The sequence below is a fragment of the Mesorhizobium sp. B2-2-3 genome (genome assembly GCF_006442405.1).
GTDB lineage: Bacteria > Pseudomonadota > Alphaproteobacteria > Rhizobiales > Rhizobiaceae > Mesorhizobium.
The window spans coordinates 307,675-327,467 of sequence record NZ_VFWC01000009.1 but is presented as its reverse complement, the minus strand read 5'-3'; the positions used below and the strand labels follow the sequence as shown (position 1 = coordinate 327,467).

Sequence of the window (19,793 nt, the reverse complement as noted above, 5' to 3'; positions counted from 1 at the left end):
AAGCCGAGCGTCAATCCGAAACCCGGAATGACGCTCGGCTGTCGAAACCGCCAACCCGCCCGAGCGGGTGCTGTGATCATATCGTCCTGAATATCGACTGCTTACTGGGGCTTGTAGATCTGGTCGAATATACCACCATCGCCGAAATGGTAAGGCTGTGCTTTCTTCCAGCCGCCGAATTGTGGGTCGTCGATGGTGACCAGCTTGATCGGCGGTAGCTTGGCCAGGTCCTCTGCCGGCACCAGATCGGGCTTGGCCGGACGATAGTGGTTCTTGGCGATGATCGTCTGCGCTTCCTTGGAATAGAGCCAGCCCAGATAGGCTTCGGCGACCTTGCGCGTGCCCTTGGCATCGACATTGGCGTCGACCAAAGCGACCGGCGGCTCGGCCAGGATCGAGGTCGGTGGATAGACGATATCGAAATTTTCGGCACCGAACTCGTCGAGCGCTAGATAGGCCTCGTTTTCCCAGGCAATCAGCACGTCGCCCAGGCCCTTTTGCGCGAAGGTCACCGTCGAGCCGCGCGCACCGGTATCGAGCACCGGAGCGTTGGCATAGAGCTTGCCGACGAACTCCTTCGTCTTGGCCTCGTCGCCACCGTCATTGGCGTTGGCATAAGCCCAGGCGGCGAGATAGTTCCAGCGTGCGCCGCCCGATGTCTTCGGGTTGGGCGTAATCACCTGGACGCCGTCCTTGACCAGGTCGTTCCAGTCGTGGATGCCCTTGGGGTTTCCTTTGCGGACGAGGAAGATGATGGTCGAGGTGTAGGGTGCCGAATTGTTCTCGAATTTCGTGCGCCAGTCCGGATTGATCTTTTTCGACTTGGAGACGATGGCGTTGATATCGCCTTCGAGCGCCAGCGTCACCACGTCGGCGTCGAGGCCGTCGATCACGGCCCGGGCCTGTGCGCCCGATCCACCGTGCGACTGCTGGATGGTGACCGTTTCCCCTGTCTCGGCTTTCCAGTGAGCGGCGAAGGCCTCGTCATAGGCCTTGTAGAGCTCGCGTGTCGGATCGTACGACACGTTGAGAATGGTGGTATCGGCGAACGCGAAACCGAGCGTGCCGAACTGGACAGACGTGGCGACCAGTGCGCCGAGCAGTCTCCTGAAACGAGGTTTGGTCATTTCTGCCTCCGTTGAACCCGCGTCAAATCTACCGAATTGGTAGAATTTAGATGCATTAAATGTTGCCTTTTTTGTTGTTTTGGAGAAAATCTTGGACCTGATTTCGCGGTGCGGAGAAACATTTTCCTCAAACGTCCGCTGGCGAATCCCCATCGACCTATCTAGGAACAAGCGGGGCCGAAGCAAGGCTGTGGCATTTGGTCGGCACGCTATCCGGCTGGACTGGGAAATCGAAGCGCTGCTTGGCGGAGGGATCGTGGTTCAGCGTGAAGGTGCCGCCATTCGCGTGCATAGTTCTTGAATCCGGCCGAGTGCATCGCGCCGAGCAGCAGCTTGCGGTTTGCCGTCGCTTCGCTTGCGGTACAGGAAAATTGTCCGTTCCGGCGTAACGGATATCCTGGCGGATCGAGGGGCCGGCAACGCGGACGAAGTCGGCGGGCAGGGCGTCGGCGCGGGCTGGGAGGAGATTGTGGGTAAAGGAACTGGCGTCGCGAGTATTGTCGCGAGGCGCCGTACCTCAGGCGAAGAAGCGCAATCCCTGAATCGCTTGCGCAATCTTATTCAACAAACACCTTCACACTTGCCGCGCGTCCCGCCGCATCGATTACGGTCAAGGTCGAGTAGCCGGTGCCGTCCGGTTGCCATGTCGCGGTGCGCCGGCGGTCGATGCCGGTCAGCGGCTTGCCGTTGGCCAGCCAGCGGAACGGCGCGCGCCCGCCTTGCAGCTTCAGTACCAGCGGCGAGGCGTCGGCCGAGTTGGTGGCGAGATCGACGCGGGCGCCGTCGGGCGGAAAGATAATGGTCGGCGCGGGCTCTGTGGGGGTCGAGGCCTGAACCAGGCCGTCGGACCCGGCGCCGAAGCGGGCAAGCGTCACAGGCAGGTCGTTACGTCGAGGAGTGAAGGCGCCGGGGGGCTTTCCCGGCAGCGGCACGGTGGCGAGACCCGAGCGGACAAAGCCCTCGAACAGAATTGGGGCTGCCGACACATAGCCGGACAGGCCAGGCACCGCGCCTGCATCGGCCCGGCCGACCCAGACGCCCAGCACGTAACGGCCGTCGAAGCCGACCGACCAGGCATCGCGGTAGCCATAGGAGGTGCCGGTCTTGTAGGCGATGCCGCGCTGCAATGCACCCTCGGGCGGCTTGACGCCCGACAGAATGTCCATGATTTGCCAGCTCGCCTGGTCATCGAGGATGGTCGCGGTGGTGCGCTCGGCATCGGCCGGCTCGGTGCCATCATGCAGCGTGTGCGTCTTGCCGCCATTGGCGAGCCCTGTATAGAGCTGGACGAGATCGCGCAGCGTAATCCCAACGCCGCCAAGGCCGATGGCCAGGCCCGGCGCCTCGTTGACCGGCAGGATCGGGTTTACCCCAGCCTGGCGGAATCGGGCCGTCAGCCGCGCGGGACCGACCGCGTCGAGCACGCGGATCGCCGGCACGTTGAGCGACAGTTGCAGCGCCTCGCGGATGCTGACGTCGCCCTGATAGCCCATATCGAAATTCTTCGGCCGGTAGCCGCCGAAATCGGCCGGGCTGTCCTCGATCAGCATTTCCTGCGCCACCAGTCCCTGTTCGAAGGCAAGACCGTAGATGAATGGCTTCAGCGTCGAGCCCGGCGAACGCACGACCTTGGTCATGTCGATCCAGCCGGAGCGGCTGGCGTCGAAGAAATTGGCCGAGCCGACTTCGCCCAGAATATCGCCGGTGCGGGAATCGGCCAGCACCATGGCGACGGAGAGACGCGCCCCAAGCTTGGCGGCGGCGTCGCGCGCTACCTGTTCCAGCCCTTCCTGGACGCTCTTGCGGATCGTCAGCTTGAGCGGCTGGCCGGGAACCGCCTTGGGCAGCATCGCATAGGCGGCGTGCGCGGCGAGCGCCGGCAAGCTACGGCGCAGGCCAGACACATCGTCGAGCGCGGCGCGCGCGGCCTCGCGTTCGCCAAGCAGGCCAGCCGAGGCCATGCGGGACAGCACGCGGTCGCGGGCGGCGTGCGCGATCGCGAGGTTGCGGTCGGGCCGGCGCTTCTCCGGCAGCTGCGGCAGGGCGACGAGAAGCGCGGCTTCCGAGACGGTGAGCCGCTTCGGCTCCTTACCGAAATAGGCGAGCGAAGCGGCGCGCACGCCTTCGAGATTGCCGCCATAGGGCGCCAGCGTCAGATAGCGTTCGAGGATCTCGTGCTTGGACAGCCGCCGCTCGATCTGGATGGCGCGCAGCATCTGCTTGAGCTTGGAGCCGAGGCTGCGGCTGTCGCGCGGCTCGATCAGGCGGGCGAGTTGCATCGACAGCGTCGAGCCGCCGGACACGATGTGGCCACTGGTGGCGAACTGGCCGGCGGCGCGGGCAAGCGCCAGCACATCGACGCCTTCATGGTTCCAGAAGCGCTTGTCCTCATAGGTGACCAACATGTCGACGAACTGCTTGTCGACCTGGTCGAGGCGGGTTTCGAGCCGCCAATAGCCGTCAGGCGTGGCGAAGGCGCGCAACAGCTGGCCGTCGCGGTCCTGGACTTCCGTCGAGACGGTAAGCTTTTCAGGAAGCGGAGGCGGGAAGGCGCGGTCGAGCTGCCACAGGGTAGCGGCGGAAACAGCAATAACAGCCACCAAGGAGGTGCTAGCGATAGCCGCGCGGCGCAGGAATTTTCTTGAGGGCATGGCGCTGCCCCTCATCCGCCTGCCGGCACCTTCTCCCCGCATAGTGGCGGGGAGAAGGGAGCTGTCGCAATCGTCGGCGCCTTTTCTGTAACGTTGAAAATTGGCGAAAGCCTTGGTGCAGGCCCCTTTCTCCCCGTCACTAAACGGGGAGAAGGTGCCGGCAGGGCAATGAGGGGCAGCGCAAACTTCACGTTCATGTCCGCCTCGACACCTTACGGCGCCTTGACCTCCATCATGCCGGTGGCGGTACGGGCCGAATATTGCGGCCGGTACATATCCTCCACCGTTGCGGCCGGATGGGCGTAGATGCCCGGCGTCACGGCGCGCACGACATAGGCGAGCGTCAGATTGTGGTCGTGGTCGCCGTCGCTGGGGTTGAAGGCGGCGACGAAACGGTCGTCGCGGAATTCCAGATGCGCGGCGTCGGTCTGCGCCAGCCAGGAGAAGTTCGACAATTGCGCGCTGGAGACCAGGCCGGGATTGTCGATCTCGAAGCCGGCCGGCAAAAGGTCGGTAATCAAAAGGCGCGAAGGCCAGTTGTTCTGTTCGTTGACCTTGAGCACGACGACATAGCGTTCGTTCTGGGTTGCCTCCGTCACATTGGCTTCGGTGCCGTCGAGCTTGTAGTAGGTGCGCTCGATAGTGAAGCCGTCACCTCCCGCCGGCAAGGGCTGTACCGGCGACGCCACGGTGGTGACGACGGCCTGCAGCGGGGTCTTGCCGGTGTTGGCGATGGTGAGCGGGCTGTCGGCCAGATCGCTGCCGTTGACCTGGCTGGAATAGCCGCCGGAATGCGGCGCGCCATTGACGGAAAGCGTGATCGAATCATTGCCTTCCTTCAGTGCCCGGGCCGCCAGCAGCATCCAGGATTCATCCTGGGTGCTGGTCCAGCGGACCTCGGCGCGTTGTTTGGTCACCAGCTTGATCAATTCCGGCACGATCGTCGGCGCCGGTTTTGATTCCGCCGCCAGCGCCAGCATCGCGGCGCCGTCCCGCAGCGCCGAGCCATAGTCCGACCGATAATAGTCATAGTCCGTGCTCGACTTGGCGAGCCGCAGCGCCGTCTGGAAGGTCGCTTCCGAACGCTGGGCGTCGCCATAGAGCGCCAGGCTCGCCGCCAGCTGGGCGACAGCCATCGGGCTGGTGAAGGCCTCGAGCTGGGTGTCCGCGTAATAGCGCAGATCGCCGATCGAGGCCTTCTTGTTGCGGGCGAGCACATAGAGCGCGTAGGCGATCTCGCTGCCGCGGTCCTGGACGTCCTGATCGTACCCAAGCGAGTTCTGAAGATTGCCCAGTGCCTGGTTCATGGCGAGCGCCGGCACGTCGTATTTCTGCTCGCGCGCCCTGGTCAGGAAGTCGGTGACATAGGCGTCGAGCCACAGATCGCCGGAGCCCGGGCCCCACAGGCCGAAGCTGCCGCCCGAAGCCTGGTAGCTCAGCACCTTGTAGATCGCGTCCTGGATGCGGCCACGCAGCTCGGGATCGCTCTCCATGCCGACGCCCGAGGCCATTTCGTTGACATAGAGCAGGGGCATCGCCCGGCTGGTGGTCTGCTCGGCGCAGCCATAGGGATAGCGGTCGAGCGTCATCAGGAGCGAAGGCACATCGAAGGCCGCCGCCTGCGAAACGCCGACACTGACCGAAGCGCCGTCGAGCAGGCTTGCCGCCAAAAGCTCCTTGTCGACGCGCAGCGCGCCGCCATCGCCCTTGAGGTCGACCACCATGCGGGTGGTGACCGGCAGTTGTGCCGGACGGACCGGCACGTAGAGCGTCTGCTCGACCTTGGTGCCGTCGGCGTGCGCTAGCTTGATGGTGAGCGAGGCATTGCCTGCCGTCTGTGCGATCAGCGGCACGGTCAGGGTCTGGCGCTTGCCCTGCGCCAGCGTCAGTTTCTGGGGCAGGGGCTTGTCGCCCGTCGAGAGGTCCCCCGTCGTGTCGATCGACAGCGCATAGTCGCCGGCCGGACCGTCGGTGTCCGCAATGTCGAGCCGCATGACGGCGGCGTCGCCGGGCGCCAGGAAGCGCGGCAGGCCGGCGGTGATCACCACCGGATCGCGCACGATCACGTCCGACTGGGCGTGGCCGACCGCTTCCTTGGTCCAGGCGACGGCCATGACGCGAACCGTGCCGTTGAACTGCGGAATATCGAAGTCGACGCGTGCCTTGCCGTCGGCATCGAGCTGCACCGGGCCGGAGAAGAAGGCGACCAGCTTTTCGGTCGGCGGACTGCCCTGCGCCTGCATGTTGGCGCCGTCGCCGCCGGTCCTGAGCTTGCCCATAGTACCGAGAGAGCCGTCGATCAGGCGGCCGTAGAGATCACGGATTTCCATGCCCAGCATGCGCTGGCCGAAAAACCAATTCTCAGGATCCGGCGCCTTGTAGTTGGTCAGGTTGAGGATGCCGACATCGACGGCGGCGACAGTGACATAGGCGTTGCTGCCGGGCTCTACGCCGGCGACCGCGACCGGGATCGACAGCTGCTGGCGCGGCATGGTCTTGTCCGGCGGGGTAAGGGTGACGGCGAGCTTCTTCGAGCCCGGATCGACCTTCAGCCATTTCACGCCGATGGCGCGGGCCGGCATGCGGCTTTCCTGCGCGTCGCCAGGCCGGAACAGGGTTGCCGTGACATAGGCGCCGGCGCCCCAGTCGTCGCCGACCGGGATGTCGACCGTGCCGCCGCCGGCCGGCACCGACGCCGTGACGGTCTTCAACAGCTTGTCGGAACCGATGTTGACCAGAAGTTCGCCGGCAAAATGCGGCGAGACCTTGAGCCTGGCCACTTCGCCGGCGGCATAATTGCCCTTGTCGAGCGCGATCTCGAGACCATCAGGCGTTTCGGTGGTGGTGGAGGAGACATACCAGCCGCCATCGAACTCATAGCTGGTCGCGGGTCCTTCCGGATCCGCCGTCTCGACCTCGAGCCGGTAGCGGCCCCAGTCGACCGGGATCGACACTGTCGCCTCGCCGTCGGCGCCAAGGTCGACCTGGCCATTGGCGATCGATTTGGTGAAGGTGACGGGTTCGTAATTCCATGAGTTGTTGGAGCGGTACCACTGGTAATTGCGCTCGACCTTGACCAGCGACCATTGCGCACCTTTCAGCGCCTCGCGCTGGCCGTCGGGGTCGACGGCGATCAGGCTGAATTTCGCCGTGCCGCCCTGCGGCACTTCATCATCGGCAAAGTCCGGCCGGATGCCGATCATGTGGCCTTGCGGGCGGATGCCGATATTAAGCGAGCGCTCGATTGCGCGGCCGCCGGTCTCACGCATACGGACCGTCACCTTGGCGTCGATGAGCTTCGTGGTCGACGGCAGTTGCTCGACGGAGACCGGGAAGGTCGCCTTACCATCCTCGCCGACCACCGGAAGATCGGTGAACGGGGTGACGGTCGGTTCCGACGACTGCTCGTCGGCAAGGCCAAAGGAATAGCCGTTGAAGCGGTCCCAGTCACGCGCGGTCGACAGGGTCAGTTCGCCTTCGAGCGCGAGGCCAGCAGCCGGTGCGCCATAGAGAAAGCGGCCGTCGACGGTGATGTTGGCGGTTTCGCCCTGCGCGATCTCCTGCTTGTCGGCCTTCATGTCGAATTCGATGCGGTCCGGCACGAAATCCTCGACCAGGAACATCTGGCTGGCGACGGCCGGTTGCTTGGGATCGGTATAGATCGATACCGACCAGGTGCCGCGCATGGCGTTTGGCTGGAGCGGCAGATCGACGGCGTGCCCGCCGGCTGACGCGCCATCGCTGACGATGCGGCGATCCTCGACGCCGTCCGGGCGCGAGAAGATGAAGGTCAGCGGCAGGTTCTCGACCGCCTTGGCGGCGCCGTCACGGGCAAGAGCCGCAACATGCACCTCCTCGCCGGCGCGGTAGATGCCGCGCTCGGTCCAGGCGTAGACATCGAGCGCGCCCGGCGCTGCGCGTCCAGTGACGCCGCGGTCGGACAGGTCGAAACCGGCGCGGGCCATGTCGAGGAAGACAAAGTCGTTATCGCCCTGCCTGGCCATCAGCACGGCCGGCACCATGCCGCCGTCGCCGCGTGTTAGGCCGGGATTGAACACGGCATGACCATCGGCATCCGAAGTCGCGGTGCCGAGGATCTCGTTGTTGCGGGCAACCAGCGTCAGTTCGGCGCCCGCTATCGGCTTGGCGCTGCCCAGCGAACGGGCATAGACATTGAGCCCGTCCTGACCGGTATAGGTCGAGAGGCCGATGTCGGAAACGACGAACCATTGCGTGGCCATCGAGTTGTAGTCGTCGCTCTTCTCGCTGACAGCCCGGGCAGTCAGCACATAGACGCCGGGCTTGCGCCGCGGCAGCGCCTCGTCGACCGGGAAGGAGGTGGTGACCTCCTTGTTCAGGTCGTTGGCGATGTCGAGCTGGCCTTCCCAGACCGGCTCGCCCATCTGCTCGGAAATGTTTGAGATGTCGTAGCTGTCGAGCTGATGCAGGAACTGGTAGCCGGACAGAAGCTGGGCCAGCGAGCGGTCGCCGATGCGATAGAGCTTCATCTCGGCGGCGTTCATGTTGACAGTGACGACGGGGATGCCGCGGCGCGCGCCGGCCGGCAGCACGAAGCTGTCGCCGGTGAAGCGGGCCGAAGGCGCACGGTCCTGCACATAGATCGACAGCACGACGGGCGCGGCGGTCACTTCGCCGATGGCGGCCGGCAGGCCGGCGCGGAAGGTCACGTCATAATGCTGGCCGTGTTCCAGTCCTTCGACGCAAATCTGCTTGTCCTTGGCTTCAACGCCTTTGGGCGGCTGGTTGTCGACGGTGACGAATTGTGCGTAATCGACGCCGGTCTTGACCAATTCCTCGGAGAATTGGGCGCAGATGCGCGGGGCGCTGGTGTCGGCATCGACGGTGTGGTCGATGACGCGGAAACCCTTGCGAGCCTTGAGATCAGAATAGTCGGCCTGGACCGCAGGCGAAGGTACCAGGGCAAGGCTGGCTTCATAGGCCTGCAGGGCGGGGCGATAGAGGTCGCGCTTGTCGAGGCCGGAGCCGATGAGCGCCAGCGTCTCCGCCCGCGTCCTGGCTGTACGCAGGAGCTTGTAGGCATTGAAGGCGGCCGACGTACCGTTTGCCGGCAAGGTGGAGGCCTCGGATGTGTTGGCCGCCGGCTGCACGGCAAGCGTTTCGCGCGCCAGGTTGAGCCAGAGCTGGCCATCGTCGGGCATGACAGAGACCGCGGCCTCGTATTTCTGCACGGCAGTGCGATGATCGCCGGTGAGCACCGCCTGCTCGGCCGCCGTGGTCAGCGCGGCCATGCCCTCGGTCGGCCTGTCATAGGTCGGGCCGAGCAGCCGGTTACGGTATTGCTGGGCCTGGTCAGCCATCCAGTTGGGGAAGAAGGCGAGTTCCGGCGGCGCGCCGATGTCGGGGTCGCCGTCGATATTGACGACCTTGCCCGCGACCGCGCCGTTGAAGGGCTTCAACTGGTTATAATCGGATTTGAGGAAGCACCATTTGGCCTTGGTGTTATAGGTGAAGGCGCGGCAGGCGGGATCGCCCAGGCAGGTGGTCTTGCATTGATCGAGCGTGACGTTCTGGTCGGACCGGAGGTCGAAACCGAAATAGTCGGAATTGTCGGTCGTTGCGACTCGCCGTGCTTCGGCCGCTTGCGCGACGTTACCCCAGGCCAAGACATTGGCCCAGGCGAAGAAGAGAAGGATCAGGAAAGACAGACGACGAGCCGCGCGCATTGCCATAACACCCTCCAGACAATTTGCAGACGTCCGGGCATGTTCAAGCTTCACTCAGGCTTGTCAACATGAGGACGCGGCAGGGTTCCGCCTGCCAACGGTTTCCTTTCCGGCCAACAGCCGGTAGTACCTCCATAGGACAGGGGATCACGCATTCTTGCGGCAACGCAAAAGGTGTGAATTCCAAGCCCGTCCTATTTCAGACAATTGGATTGTGGCCCCTTTACGAGCGCTTCAGAACTTCATTCCAATTTTAGGTTTGTAAAGTAGGTTGTCTTAATGCCGGCGTATGAAAGGCAGATGTCAGGGGGTACCGAGCCAAAGCGCGTGCTTTCGCGCGCGCTGCTTCTGGCCGTGATCTGCTGCTCCCTGATCGCCGGACTGGGACCGGCGGCCGCCTTCGAAATCTTCGGCATCAAGCTGTGGGGCTCATCGAGCGACGAGAATGCCGACATCGTCGATCCGATGCGCTACGCCGTGACCATCTCCGCGCCCGACGCCGACAAGGACCTGGTAAAAAAGCTCGAAAACGCCTCGGCGCTGAAGAGCGACGAAGACCATCCCGTCTCCGGCTCGCTCGGTCTGATGGCCAAGGCGCGTAGCGATCGAGAACAGCTTGTGGCGGCGCTCTACGCCGATGCCCGCTACGAAGGCGTCGTCACCATCACCATCGAGGGCAAGCCGCTGGACGAATTGCCGCCGGACGCCGAATTCAAGGGTCCGCAGCCCATTCCCGTGGCCGTCAACATCGCCGCGGGTCCCAAATTCACCCTCGGCGATATCCGGCTGGAGGGTGACGCCGCTGGACTGATGAGCGCCGATTACGGCCTGATATCAGGCGGCGACGCTGGGTCTGGCGCGGTGCTCAAGGCCGAGGCGCTGATCGTGCGCACGCTGAAGGAGCAGGGCAGGCCGCTGGCCGAGGTGACCAGCAGGCACATCGTCGCCGACCATGACACGTCGACCCTCGACGTGACGCTGACGGTTGCTGCCGGGCCAGTCGCCGGCTATGGCGCGACCACGGTGGAAGGCACCGAGAAGGTCGACCGCGACTTCACCGAATACATGACCGGGCTGAAACGTGGCCGGCAATACTCGCCTCAGGAGATCGACGATGCGCGCGACAGGCTGCTGGCGCTCGAGGTCTTCAACAGCGTGACTTTCAAGGAGGCCGACAAGCTCGATGCCGAGGGCAACATTCCGATCGGTGTCCAGGTCAGCGAGCGCAAGCCGCGTTATTTCGGGCTGGGCGGCACCTTCTCGAATACGGAAGGGCTGGGGCTGGAGGGGTATTGGGGCCATCGCAACCTGTTCGGCCGGGCCGAGAAGCTGCGCATCGACGGAGCCATCAGCGGCATCGGCAGCAATGACCTGTCCGAATTGAACTACAATGCCGGCATCATGTTCGAGAAACCCGGCGTGATCGGGCCGGCATCTAAATTCTTCGCCGGCATCAAGACCGTGCTCGAACATCCCGACGCCTACGACCATTTCTCGGTCAAGGGCAACACCGGCCTGTCCTATGAACTGACCAAGAACCAAACCGTGTCGGCCGAGGTCGCGCTCGACTATTCACGCATCCACGATTCCTTTGGCAAACATAAATACCTGATCGCCAGCATCCCGCTGCAATATGTCTATGACAACAGGGACGTCAGGCTGAACCCGACCAAGGGTTTCAGGTTGCTGGCCTATGCCGAGCCGAGCTACGACATATTGAGCGGTGCCGCCTTCCTCAAGCTGAAGGGCGAGGGATCGGCCTATCAGTCGCTGGATACCGCTTCGAAATTCGTGCTGGCGGAACGTGTCGCACTTGGCTCGATCGTCGGCACCAGCCTGCAGAACGTGCCTGCCGACCGGCGTTTCTATTCCGGCGGCGGCGGCTCGGTGCGCGGCTATGCCTATCAGGGCATCGGCCCCAAGGATTTCACCGGCCAGCCGATCGGCGGCCTGTCCTTCTTCGAGACCTCGGTTGAAATGCGTATCGCCATCACCGACACGATCGGCATCGTGCCGTTCGTCGATGCCGGCACGGTATCGACCAAGTCGTTCCCCGATTTTTCCGACGTCAAGGTGGGCGCCGGCGTCGGCTTGCGCTATGTGACGCCATTCGGGCCGCTGCGTATCGACGCCGCCGTGCCGCTCAACCGCGACCCAGGCGACCCTCATTTCGGCATCTATGCCGGCATTGGCCAAGCGTTTTGAACATGAAGACGGTCTGGCGCATCCTTCGCATTTTTCTCTACACGCTGCTGATCGTGGTAGCAGGCGCCATCGGCGCGCTTTTCGTGCTGACCAAGACCGAGCGTGGACGCGACAATCTCGCCGGCATCATTTCGCGCCTGGCCTCGAGCGACGAGCGTAAGGTCACCGTCAGCGGCATCGACGGTATCTGGTCGGGCGCGCTCAGTGTCGACCATGTCGTGCTGGAGGACCGCGAGGGCGCCTGGCTGGTGGCGCGCAAGGTGGCCATCGACTGGTCGCCGCTGGCACTGTTGTCCAAAAACTTCAGCGCCGACCGCATCGCGGCGGAGCGCATCGAACTTGCGCGTCTGCCGGTGGCCGGCACGCAGCAGCCGGCGCAAGGCGGCGCGACGACGCTGCCGGTTTCCATTGATATCAAGCAGATCGACTTGCCGGAAGTCGCGCTTGGCCAACAACTGGCCGGCAGCGGCATCGCCGAACTCGCCGCCAAGGCCTCGGTGAAGGCCGACGCCGCACCGCTGTCGGTCGAGACGGTGCTCAACATTACCCGCCATGACGGCAAACAGGGCAATGTCGACGCGCAGATCCATTTCGCGCCAGCGGACAACAAGCTCGACCTCAACCTCAAGGCGTCGGAACCGGCCGGCGGCATCATCGCCAATCTGCTCAATCTGCCGGATACGCCGCCGGTCGACATCGTCGTCTCGGGCACCGGCCCGCTGGCCAACTGGAGTGGCGTCGGTACCTTCCTTGTCGATCATCGGATCGTAACCCAGCTCACCGGCCGCCATCAGCTCACCGACAAGGGTAACTATCTCGAAGCCAAGGGCGACGGCGATTTCGCCCGCTTCCTGCCGGAGAACCTGAAACCATTGTTTGCCGGTAAGACCAGCTTCGATATGGCGGGCACCGCCACGACGGCGGGCGGGATCAGTGTCGACCGGGCCAACATCGACAGTGATGCCGTGCACGGCACCGCGACCGGTATCGTCGATCCCGCCGGAGCCAGCGATCTTTCGGTCGAACTCGCCGCCAAGGGGCCACCCGTGGTGGTTAGCGTCGGCAGCAAGGCGCAGCCGATCACGCTGGCGATCAAGAATGCCACCGCCCGGGCGTTCGGCGACGGCAAGGCGCCGGTCGTCGATATCGGCGCCTCCTTCGTTTCGATCGTCGTCGGCGGCACGCGGCTAGACGACCTGGCGGCGCAGATACACTCCGACGGTTTCGACATCCAGAACCGCACCGGGCCGGTTACCGTCAAGCTTGGGGCCGGTGCCCTGAAAACCGACGTCGCGACGCTGGCGCCGCTGGTCACTGGCAAGGTCGATGTCGGCCTGGCTGGTTCCCTCAGCAAGGACGCCATTGTCATCGATCAGGGCACGCTCCGGTCCGATGCGCTCAATGCCTCGCTGACGGCGACCGTGGCGCTCGCCGACCTGTCGATGCAGCTCAAGATGAATGCCGATGCCGTGGCGACCGCCTTCCCGCAGCAGATCGCCTCGGTGCTCGGCGGGCGGGTGAAGTTCTCGGCCACAGCGTCGCGCGATCCGCAGGGCTCGTTCGCCGCCAACTCGATCGAACTCACGTCCGGTTCGCTCAGCGCCAGCGGTACCGCCAGCATGCAAGGTACCGACATCCTGGCCGATATCAAAGGCCGGCTGGGTGATGTTTCGGTGCTGTCGCCGACGGTCGGCGTCCCGGTCGAGGGCGGTGTCGATTTCGCCCTGTCGGCAAGCGGCGCCATGACCGCGCCGGATTTCACGGTTTCCGCCGACAGCGATAGCCTGACGGCCTCGGGCCGCACGGTGAAGGCGATCAAGCTGACCGCGAGCGGCAAGGCCGACATTGCTAACCCTTCCGCCAATGTCTCGCTGACAGGCGCCGTCAACGACCAGCCGCTCGACATCAAGGCGGCGCTGGTGACGAGCGAAGGCAAGCGCTCGATCAATGGCTTTGCGGTGTCGCTGGGTGACAACAAGGTGTCGGGCGATCTGGCACTGGATGACAAGTTCATGCCGCTGGGCACGCTCATTCTTTCTGCGCCTGCAATCGATCAGCTTGCGGCGCTGGCCGGCCAGGCGGTGACCGGCGACATCAACGGCACCATCCGCTTTGCCAAGAGTGGCGACGCGCCCTCCGTTGCCATTGACGCGAAGAGCACGTCGATTGCGCGCGGCGAGGTGACGGCCAGCACAATCGCCGTCAATGCCCTGATTGCCAACTATCTCAAGGCGCCGGCGATTTCAGGCTCGATCAAGGCCGATGCTGTGACGTCAGGGACCACCCAAGTCGGCGGCATCATCGTCGATCTGAAGCGCGACGGAGACTGGACGAATTTTGCCGGCGGCGCCACGGTATCCGGCATTCCAGCGAAGGCGGCGGGGCGCCTGAAGATCGCCGATGGCGTCACCAGCGTCGAGATCGCCTCGGGCGAGGCTACGATTCGCGGCATCAAGGCGGCAATTGCCGAGCCGTCGACGCTCAGTATCGCCGACGGCGCCACCAGCATCGAAAAATTGGCGCTCGATGTCGGCGGCGGCTCGGTGGCGCTGTCCGGTACAGCCGGCCAGACGCTCGATCTCGCGGCAAAGGTCTCCGCCTTGCCGGCTGCCCTTGCCGACGGCTTTTCGCCCGGCCTCGATGCCGCTGGAACGCTTGATGGCAGCGCTGAGGTAACGGGCTCGCCGTCGGCTCCGGACGTCCGGTTCAATGTGCAACTGGCCGATGTCGAAACAAGCCAAACCCGTCAGACCGGGCTTGGGCAGCTCGCAGTCGACGCGGCCGGCAGCTACACCATGGCCGGCGGCGTCGTCCTCGACCACGCGACGCTCTCCGGTGACAAGGTTTCCGGTCAAGCCGCCGGCACGATCAATCCGAACGGCGCCAGCGATTTCGCCCTTGACCTCGTCTCATCCGGTCCAAGTCTGCCGCTCACGGTCGGAAGCGCCGAGAGTCCCATCAAGATCGAGGTCCGGTCGCTGTCGGCAAAGGTGGCGGGCGAGAGCACGCGGGCCCGATTGGATATGTCCGCGATCCTGCCCTCGATCGCGACGAGACCGGCGAAGGTGGACGGACTGAGCCTGGCATTGCACTCGGATGCGTTCGATCTGAAGAACCGCGCCGGGCCGGTTTCGGGCACAGTTTCGGTGGATAGGGTTGGGCTCGACAATCCCACCATCGCGCCGCTGATCGCCGGCAAGGTCACGGCCGCGCTCAGCGGGCGCCTGTCAGCCGACGCTGTCGCCATCGACAGCGGCTCGCTCAAAAGCGACGCGCTCAACAGCCAGGTCGCCGGCCTGGTGTCGCTGCGTGACGGCGCCATCGACCTCAAGCTGAAGGCGGATGCTCCATCGTCGGCCCTGCCGGCCGCAGCACGCGGCATGCTTGGCGAACGGGCGCAGTTGAGCGCCACGCTGAAGCGCGAGCCCAACGGTAATATCGCCATAGGCGGATTGATGCTGGCCTCCGGCGCGCTGACCGCACAGGGGCAGGCGAGCCTTGCCGACAATACGCTGGCCGCCGACATCAAGGGCGTGCTGGGCGATGTTTCGCTGCTGTCGAAGGATGCCAAAGGCGCCATCGCCTTTGCGCTGAATGCGCAGGGCCCGGCGACCGCGCCAGATCTGTCGCTGACCGTCGACAGCGACAAGCTTTCGGTGGCGTCGCGCGAGATCACCGGGCTCAGACTAACCGCCACCGGCAAAGCCGACGCGGCCAAGCCGGCGGCCAATGTGCAGCTGACAGGCAATGTCGCGGGCCAACCCTTGCAAGGCAGTGCGGTGCTGGCGACCGCGGACGGCAAGAGCGCCATCAATGGCCTGCTTTTGTCGCTGGGCCAAAACAGGATTTCCGGCGACCTGGCGCTGGACGACAAGTTCATACCCGAAGGCACGATCTCTCTCGACCTGCCCGATATAGGACCGCTTGCCGCATTGGCGCTGGAAAAAGCGGAAGGCGATGTGCGCGGCACGATTGCGTTCTCGAAGAACGGTGCCGCACCGCAGGTCGCCATCAAGGCTACGACCGCCTCGGTCACGCGCGGCGATCTTCAGGCGAAGGCCGTGTCGATCGACGCATTGATCGCCAATTACCTCGCCGCTCCGGTCATCTCCGGAAAAATCCATGCCGACACCGTCACGTCGGGCGGCACGGTGATCAGCGGCATCGATGTCGACCTGAAGCGTGACGGCGACTGGACCGGCTTTTCCGGCGGCGCGACGGTGAAAGGAATTCCGGCGAAGGCCGCGGGCCGCGTGAAGGCGGCCAACGGCACGACGACCATAGAGCTTGCTTCCGGCGAGGCGACCGTCCAAGGCATAAAGGCTGCCATCGCGCAGGCTTCGACCGTCACCATCGCCAATGGCACGACGACGCTGGACAGGCTGGTGCTCAACCTGGGCGGCGGCACGGCGACGGTGACCGGCAAGATCGGGCAGGCGCTCGACATCAACGCGGCGCTGGCGCGGGTGCCGATCTCGCTTGCCAACAGTTTTTCGCGGGGTCTCGATGCCGCCGGTTCGATTTCGGGCACGGTGAAGGTCACCGGGGCACCAGCCAGCCCCAGTGCGGCGTTCAACCTCGATGCTGCCGGCGTCCAGACCTCCCAGACCCGCGGCGCGGGGGTCGGTGCGGTGAGTGTCTCTTCCTCCGGCACCTTTGCCGGCAACAAGCTGACCTTCAACGCCAATGTCAGCGATGGGGCCGGCCTTGGTCTCAAGGGCGGCGGCACGGTGACGACATCAGGCACGCCGGCGCTCGCGCTCGACTTCAATGGCGCCGTGCCGTTCGGAATCCTCAGTCAGAAGCTCGCCGCGCAAGGCCTGTCGCTGACGGGGACCGCGAGTGTCAATGTGCAGGTACGCGGCCCCGCGACATCGCCGGTCATCGGCGGCAGCATCAGCACGTCGGGCGCCCGCCTGCTCGACGCGCGTTCCGGGCTTGCGGTCAACGACATCGCAGCCGAAATTTCCATCGGCAATGGCGTCGCCAGGATCAACCGGCTGACCGGGACGCTGTCGACGCGCGGCAGCCTGTCGGCCAGCGGCACGGTCGGTATCAATCCGGCGCAGGGGTTCCCGGCCGATCTGTCGATCAAGCTCACCGACGGCCGCTACACCGATGGGCGGGTGGTCACCGCCAATCTTGGCGGCGACCTGACGATCAAAGGACCGCTGACGTCGGCGCCGGTGATTGCCGGCACCGTCAACCTTGCCAAGACCGTGATCACCGTTCCGGACAAATTGCCAGGTTCGCTTTCGGCGCTCGATGTCAAGCACAAGAACGCGCCCGGCGCGGTGAGGGCGCAGGACAAGGCATTGCGCCCGGCCACGACCAGCGGCAACACGGGTGGCAGCGGCCTTGTGCTGGATGTCACCGTCAACGCGCCGAACCAGATCTTCATCCAGGGCAGGGGCGTGGACGCCGAACTCGGCGGCTCGCTCAGGCTGACCGGTCCGGCCTCATCGCCGCAAGCGGTCGGCACTTTCACGCTGCAACGGGGGCGGCTGTCGATTCTCGGCAAGCGGCTGACCTTCACCGAGGGCACGGTCGGCTTTTCCGGCTCGCTGGTGCCCTATCTCAACCTGACCGCGACAACGACCACGAGCAGCACCACCGTCACCATCGTGGTGTCGGGCGAGGCGACCAATCCGAAATTCACCTTCACCTCGGTGCCGGCGCTGCCCGAGGACGAGGTGCTGGCGCAACTGATCTTCGGGCGGTCCATGTCGAACCTGTCGCCGCTGCAGATCGCGCAACTGGCCGAAGCCGCCGGGCAACTCGCCGGTGTCGGCGGCTCGACGTCGCTGCTGGAAAACCTGCGCAGCGCGATCGGCGTCGACGATCTCGATGTCACCACCGACGAAAAGGGCGGCACGGCGGTTTCTGCCGGCAAGTACCTCAACGACCGCACCTATGTGACGATCCAGAAAGGCGACAAGCCGGGCTCGGGCAAGGCCACGATCGACCTCAACGTGGGACGTGGCGTCAAACTGCGCGGCGAGGCGACGGACGCCGGCGAAGCCAAGGGCGGCATCTTCTACGAGAAGGAATATTGAAGCGGAGACTTGGGCTGGCCCTCATCCTGGCGAGGGCTGGTCCTGTCGCAAACCGCGCCAATGTCTCAGTTTAATCGCCTGAAGAGATTTAGTGGAAATCCGTCGCGCACTAGCAATTTTGCGCCAAGACTGTCGCTATCACGCGAACCGCTCCCCCTCCAAAGTTGCACATTCGTCAATATGTTCCCAACCATGCCGTCTTTGACATCATGGCCTGGATGCGGAATGTTAATCGGCGGAAAGCCAACAATGGGAGTTAGTCATGACAATCTACAAGAGTAATGGCGATAGCGTTCCGGATCACATCCTGGCCATGGCCGAAGAGGCCAAGTCGGGTAAGGTCGATCGCCGCGAATTCCTCGCGCTCGCCAGCGTCTTCGGCGCTTCGACGGCCATGGCCTATGGCCTTCTGGGGCTCGCCGCCCCGACGCCGGCCAAGGCCGAGGACGTGCAGGGTAAGAAAGGCGGCGTGCTCAAGGTGGCAATGTCGGTCAAGGATCCCAAGGATCCGCGCACGGCCGACTGGTCGGAAATCTCCAATGCCGAGAGGCAGGCGCTCGAGCCGCTGGTGAAATACACCCACCAGTACACATTCGCGCCCTATCTCCTGGAAAGCTGGGACATCAATGACGACGCCACCGAGTACACGCTGCATGTGCGGCCGGGCGTCGAATGGAACAATGGTGACAAGTTCACCGCCGACGACGTGATCTACAATTTCACCCGCTGGGCCGACAAGGCCGCGGAAGGCAACTCCATGCCGGGCCGTCTCGGCAGCCTCGTCGATGACAAGACCAAGAAATTGCGCGAAGGGTCGGTCATCAAGGTCGACGACATGACCGTCAAGCTGAAGCTCACCAAACCCGATATCGCCATCATCCCCAACCTGACCGATTATCCGGCACTGGTGGTGCACAAGAGCTTCGACGAGAAGGGCGCCAACTTCAAGAACTGCCCGATCGGTACGGGTCCGTTCGAGCTCGTCTCCTACGACGTCGGCCAGAAGGTCGTCTACAAGCGCCGCGAGACCGGCAAGTGGTGGCAGGGCGAAGCCTTCCTCGATGGCGTCGAGTTCATCGATTACGGCACCGATCCGGCCGCAACGGTTTCGGCCTTCGAATCGGGCGAAGTTCAGACCAACCATGAGACGACCGCCGACTACGTCAAGATCATCGCAGACGTCGGCGCACCGCCTTCCGAGGTCGTGACCGCCGCCACCGTGGTGTCGCGCTTCAACGTCAACGCCAAGCCTTATGGCGACCAGAAAGTGCGTCAGGCGATGTGTCTGGCCGTCGACAACTCGGTGGTGCTGCAGCTCGGCTACGGCAATGCCGGCACGCCGGCCGAGAACCACCATGTCGCGCCGATCCATCCCGAATATGTCGAGCTGCCCAAAATCAAGCGCGACATCGCCAAGGCCAAGCAGATGCTGACGGAAGCCGGCGTGATCGATTTCGAACACGAGCTGATCAGCAACGACGAGGACTACCACAAGAACACCACGGACGCGATCGCGGCCCAACTGCGCGAGGCTGGCATCAAGGTGAAGCGCACCGTGCTGCCGAGCTCGACCTTCTGGAACGACTGGACGAAATATCCGTTCTCGGAAACCAACTGGAACATGCGTCCACTTGGCATCCAGGTCATCGCCATCGCCTACCGCTCGGGTGAAGCCTGGAACGAGACGGCCTACGCCAATCCGGACTTCGACAAGAAGGTCAACGAGGCGCTCGGGATCGCCGACGCGGAGAAGCGCAAGGTGGTGATGAAGGACATCGAGCAGATGCTGCAGGATTCCGGCATCATCATCCAGCCTTACTGGCGCAAGCTCTACATCAACATCAAGCCCGAGGTGAAGAACCACTCGATGCACCCCACCTACGAGCACGACTTCGGCAAGGTCTGGCTCGATCAGGCGTGACCCACAGCCTGTCGGGAGCGGGGCGCCAGCGCCTTTCGCTCCCGCGGCATCGCCGCCGTTGCATTGGATGCAGCGGCGGCGTGACGTCACAAGGTTTTTGATACAGGGTTGAACCTATCTGACCCCAA

6 protein-coding genes are annotated in these 19,793 nt (G+C 64.2%); 3 read left to right on the top strand and 3 right to left on the bottom strand.

The genetic code is table 11. The annotated features are described in order from the left end of the window. Nucleotides 1-101: 101 nt before the first annotated feature. The 3 genes from FJ951_RS19080 to FJ951_RS19060 all read right to left on the bottom strand — a co-directional run bounded on the left by FJ951_RS19080 (nucleotide 102) and on the right by FJ951_RS19060 (nucleotide 9,489). Nucleotides 102-1,127: a sulfate ABC transporter substrate-binding protein gene (locus tag FJ951_RS19080; protein ID WP_140516694.1), complete on the bottom strand. Its 1,026-nt coding sequence runs from the start codon at nucleotides 1,125-1,127 to the stop codon at nucleotides 102-104. Nucleotides 1,128-1,684: 557 nt separating this feature from the next. Continuing rightward, complete coding sequence (pbpC, locus tag FJ951_RS19070; protein WP_140516692.1) at nucleotides 1,685-3,778, bottom strand: penicillin-binding protein 1C; 2,094 nt, start codon at nucleotides 3,776-3,778, stop codon at nucleotides 1,685-1,687. Between the two features lie 212 nt (nucleotides 3,779-3,990). Further along, nucleotides 3,991-9,489: an alpha-2-macroglobulin family protein gene (locus tag FJ951_RS19060; protein WP_140516690.1), complete on the bottom strand. Its 5,499-nt coding sequence runs from the start codon at nucleotides 9,487-9,489 to the stop codon at nucleotides 3,991-3,993. Nucleotides 9,490-9,762: 273 nt separating this feature from the next. On the opposite strand from FJ951_RS19060, the gene FJ951_RS19055 reads away from it, so the two are divergent. The 3 genes from FJ951_RS19055 (at nucleotide 9,763) to FJ951_RS19045 (ending at nucleotide 19,665) form a co-directional block, all read left to right on the top strand. After that, the gene (locus tag FJ951_RS19055; protein ID WP_140516688.1) at nucleotides 9,763-11,688 is read left to right on the top strand and encodes an autotransporter assembly complex family protein; all 1,926 of its coding nucleotides are present in this window, start codon (nucleotides 9,763-9,765) and stop codon (nucleotides 11,686-11,688) included. A 2-nt stretch (nucleotides 11,689-11,690) separates the two neighbouring features. Beyond that, entirely contained in the window at nucleotides 11,691-17,744 is a 6,054-nt protein-coding gene (locus FJ951_RS19050; protein WP_140516686.1) for a translocation/assembly module TamB domain-containing protein, read from the top strand. A gap of 262 nt (nucleotides 17,745-18,006) precedes the next feature. Beyond that, on the top strand, nucleotides 18,007-19,665 hold the full coding sequence (locus FJ951_RS19045) for an ABC transporter substrate-binding protein (RefSeq protein WP_140495085.1): 1,659 nt from the start codon (nucleotides 18,007-18,009) through the stop codon (nucleotides 19,663-19,665). Nucleotides 19,666-19,793 lie beyond the last annotated feature (128 nt).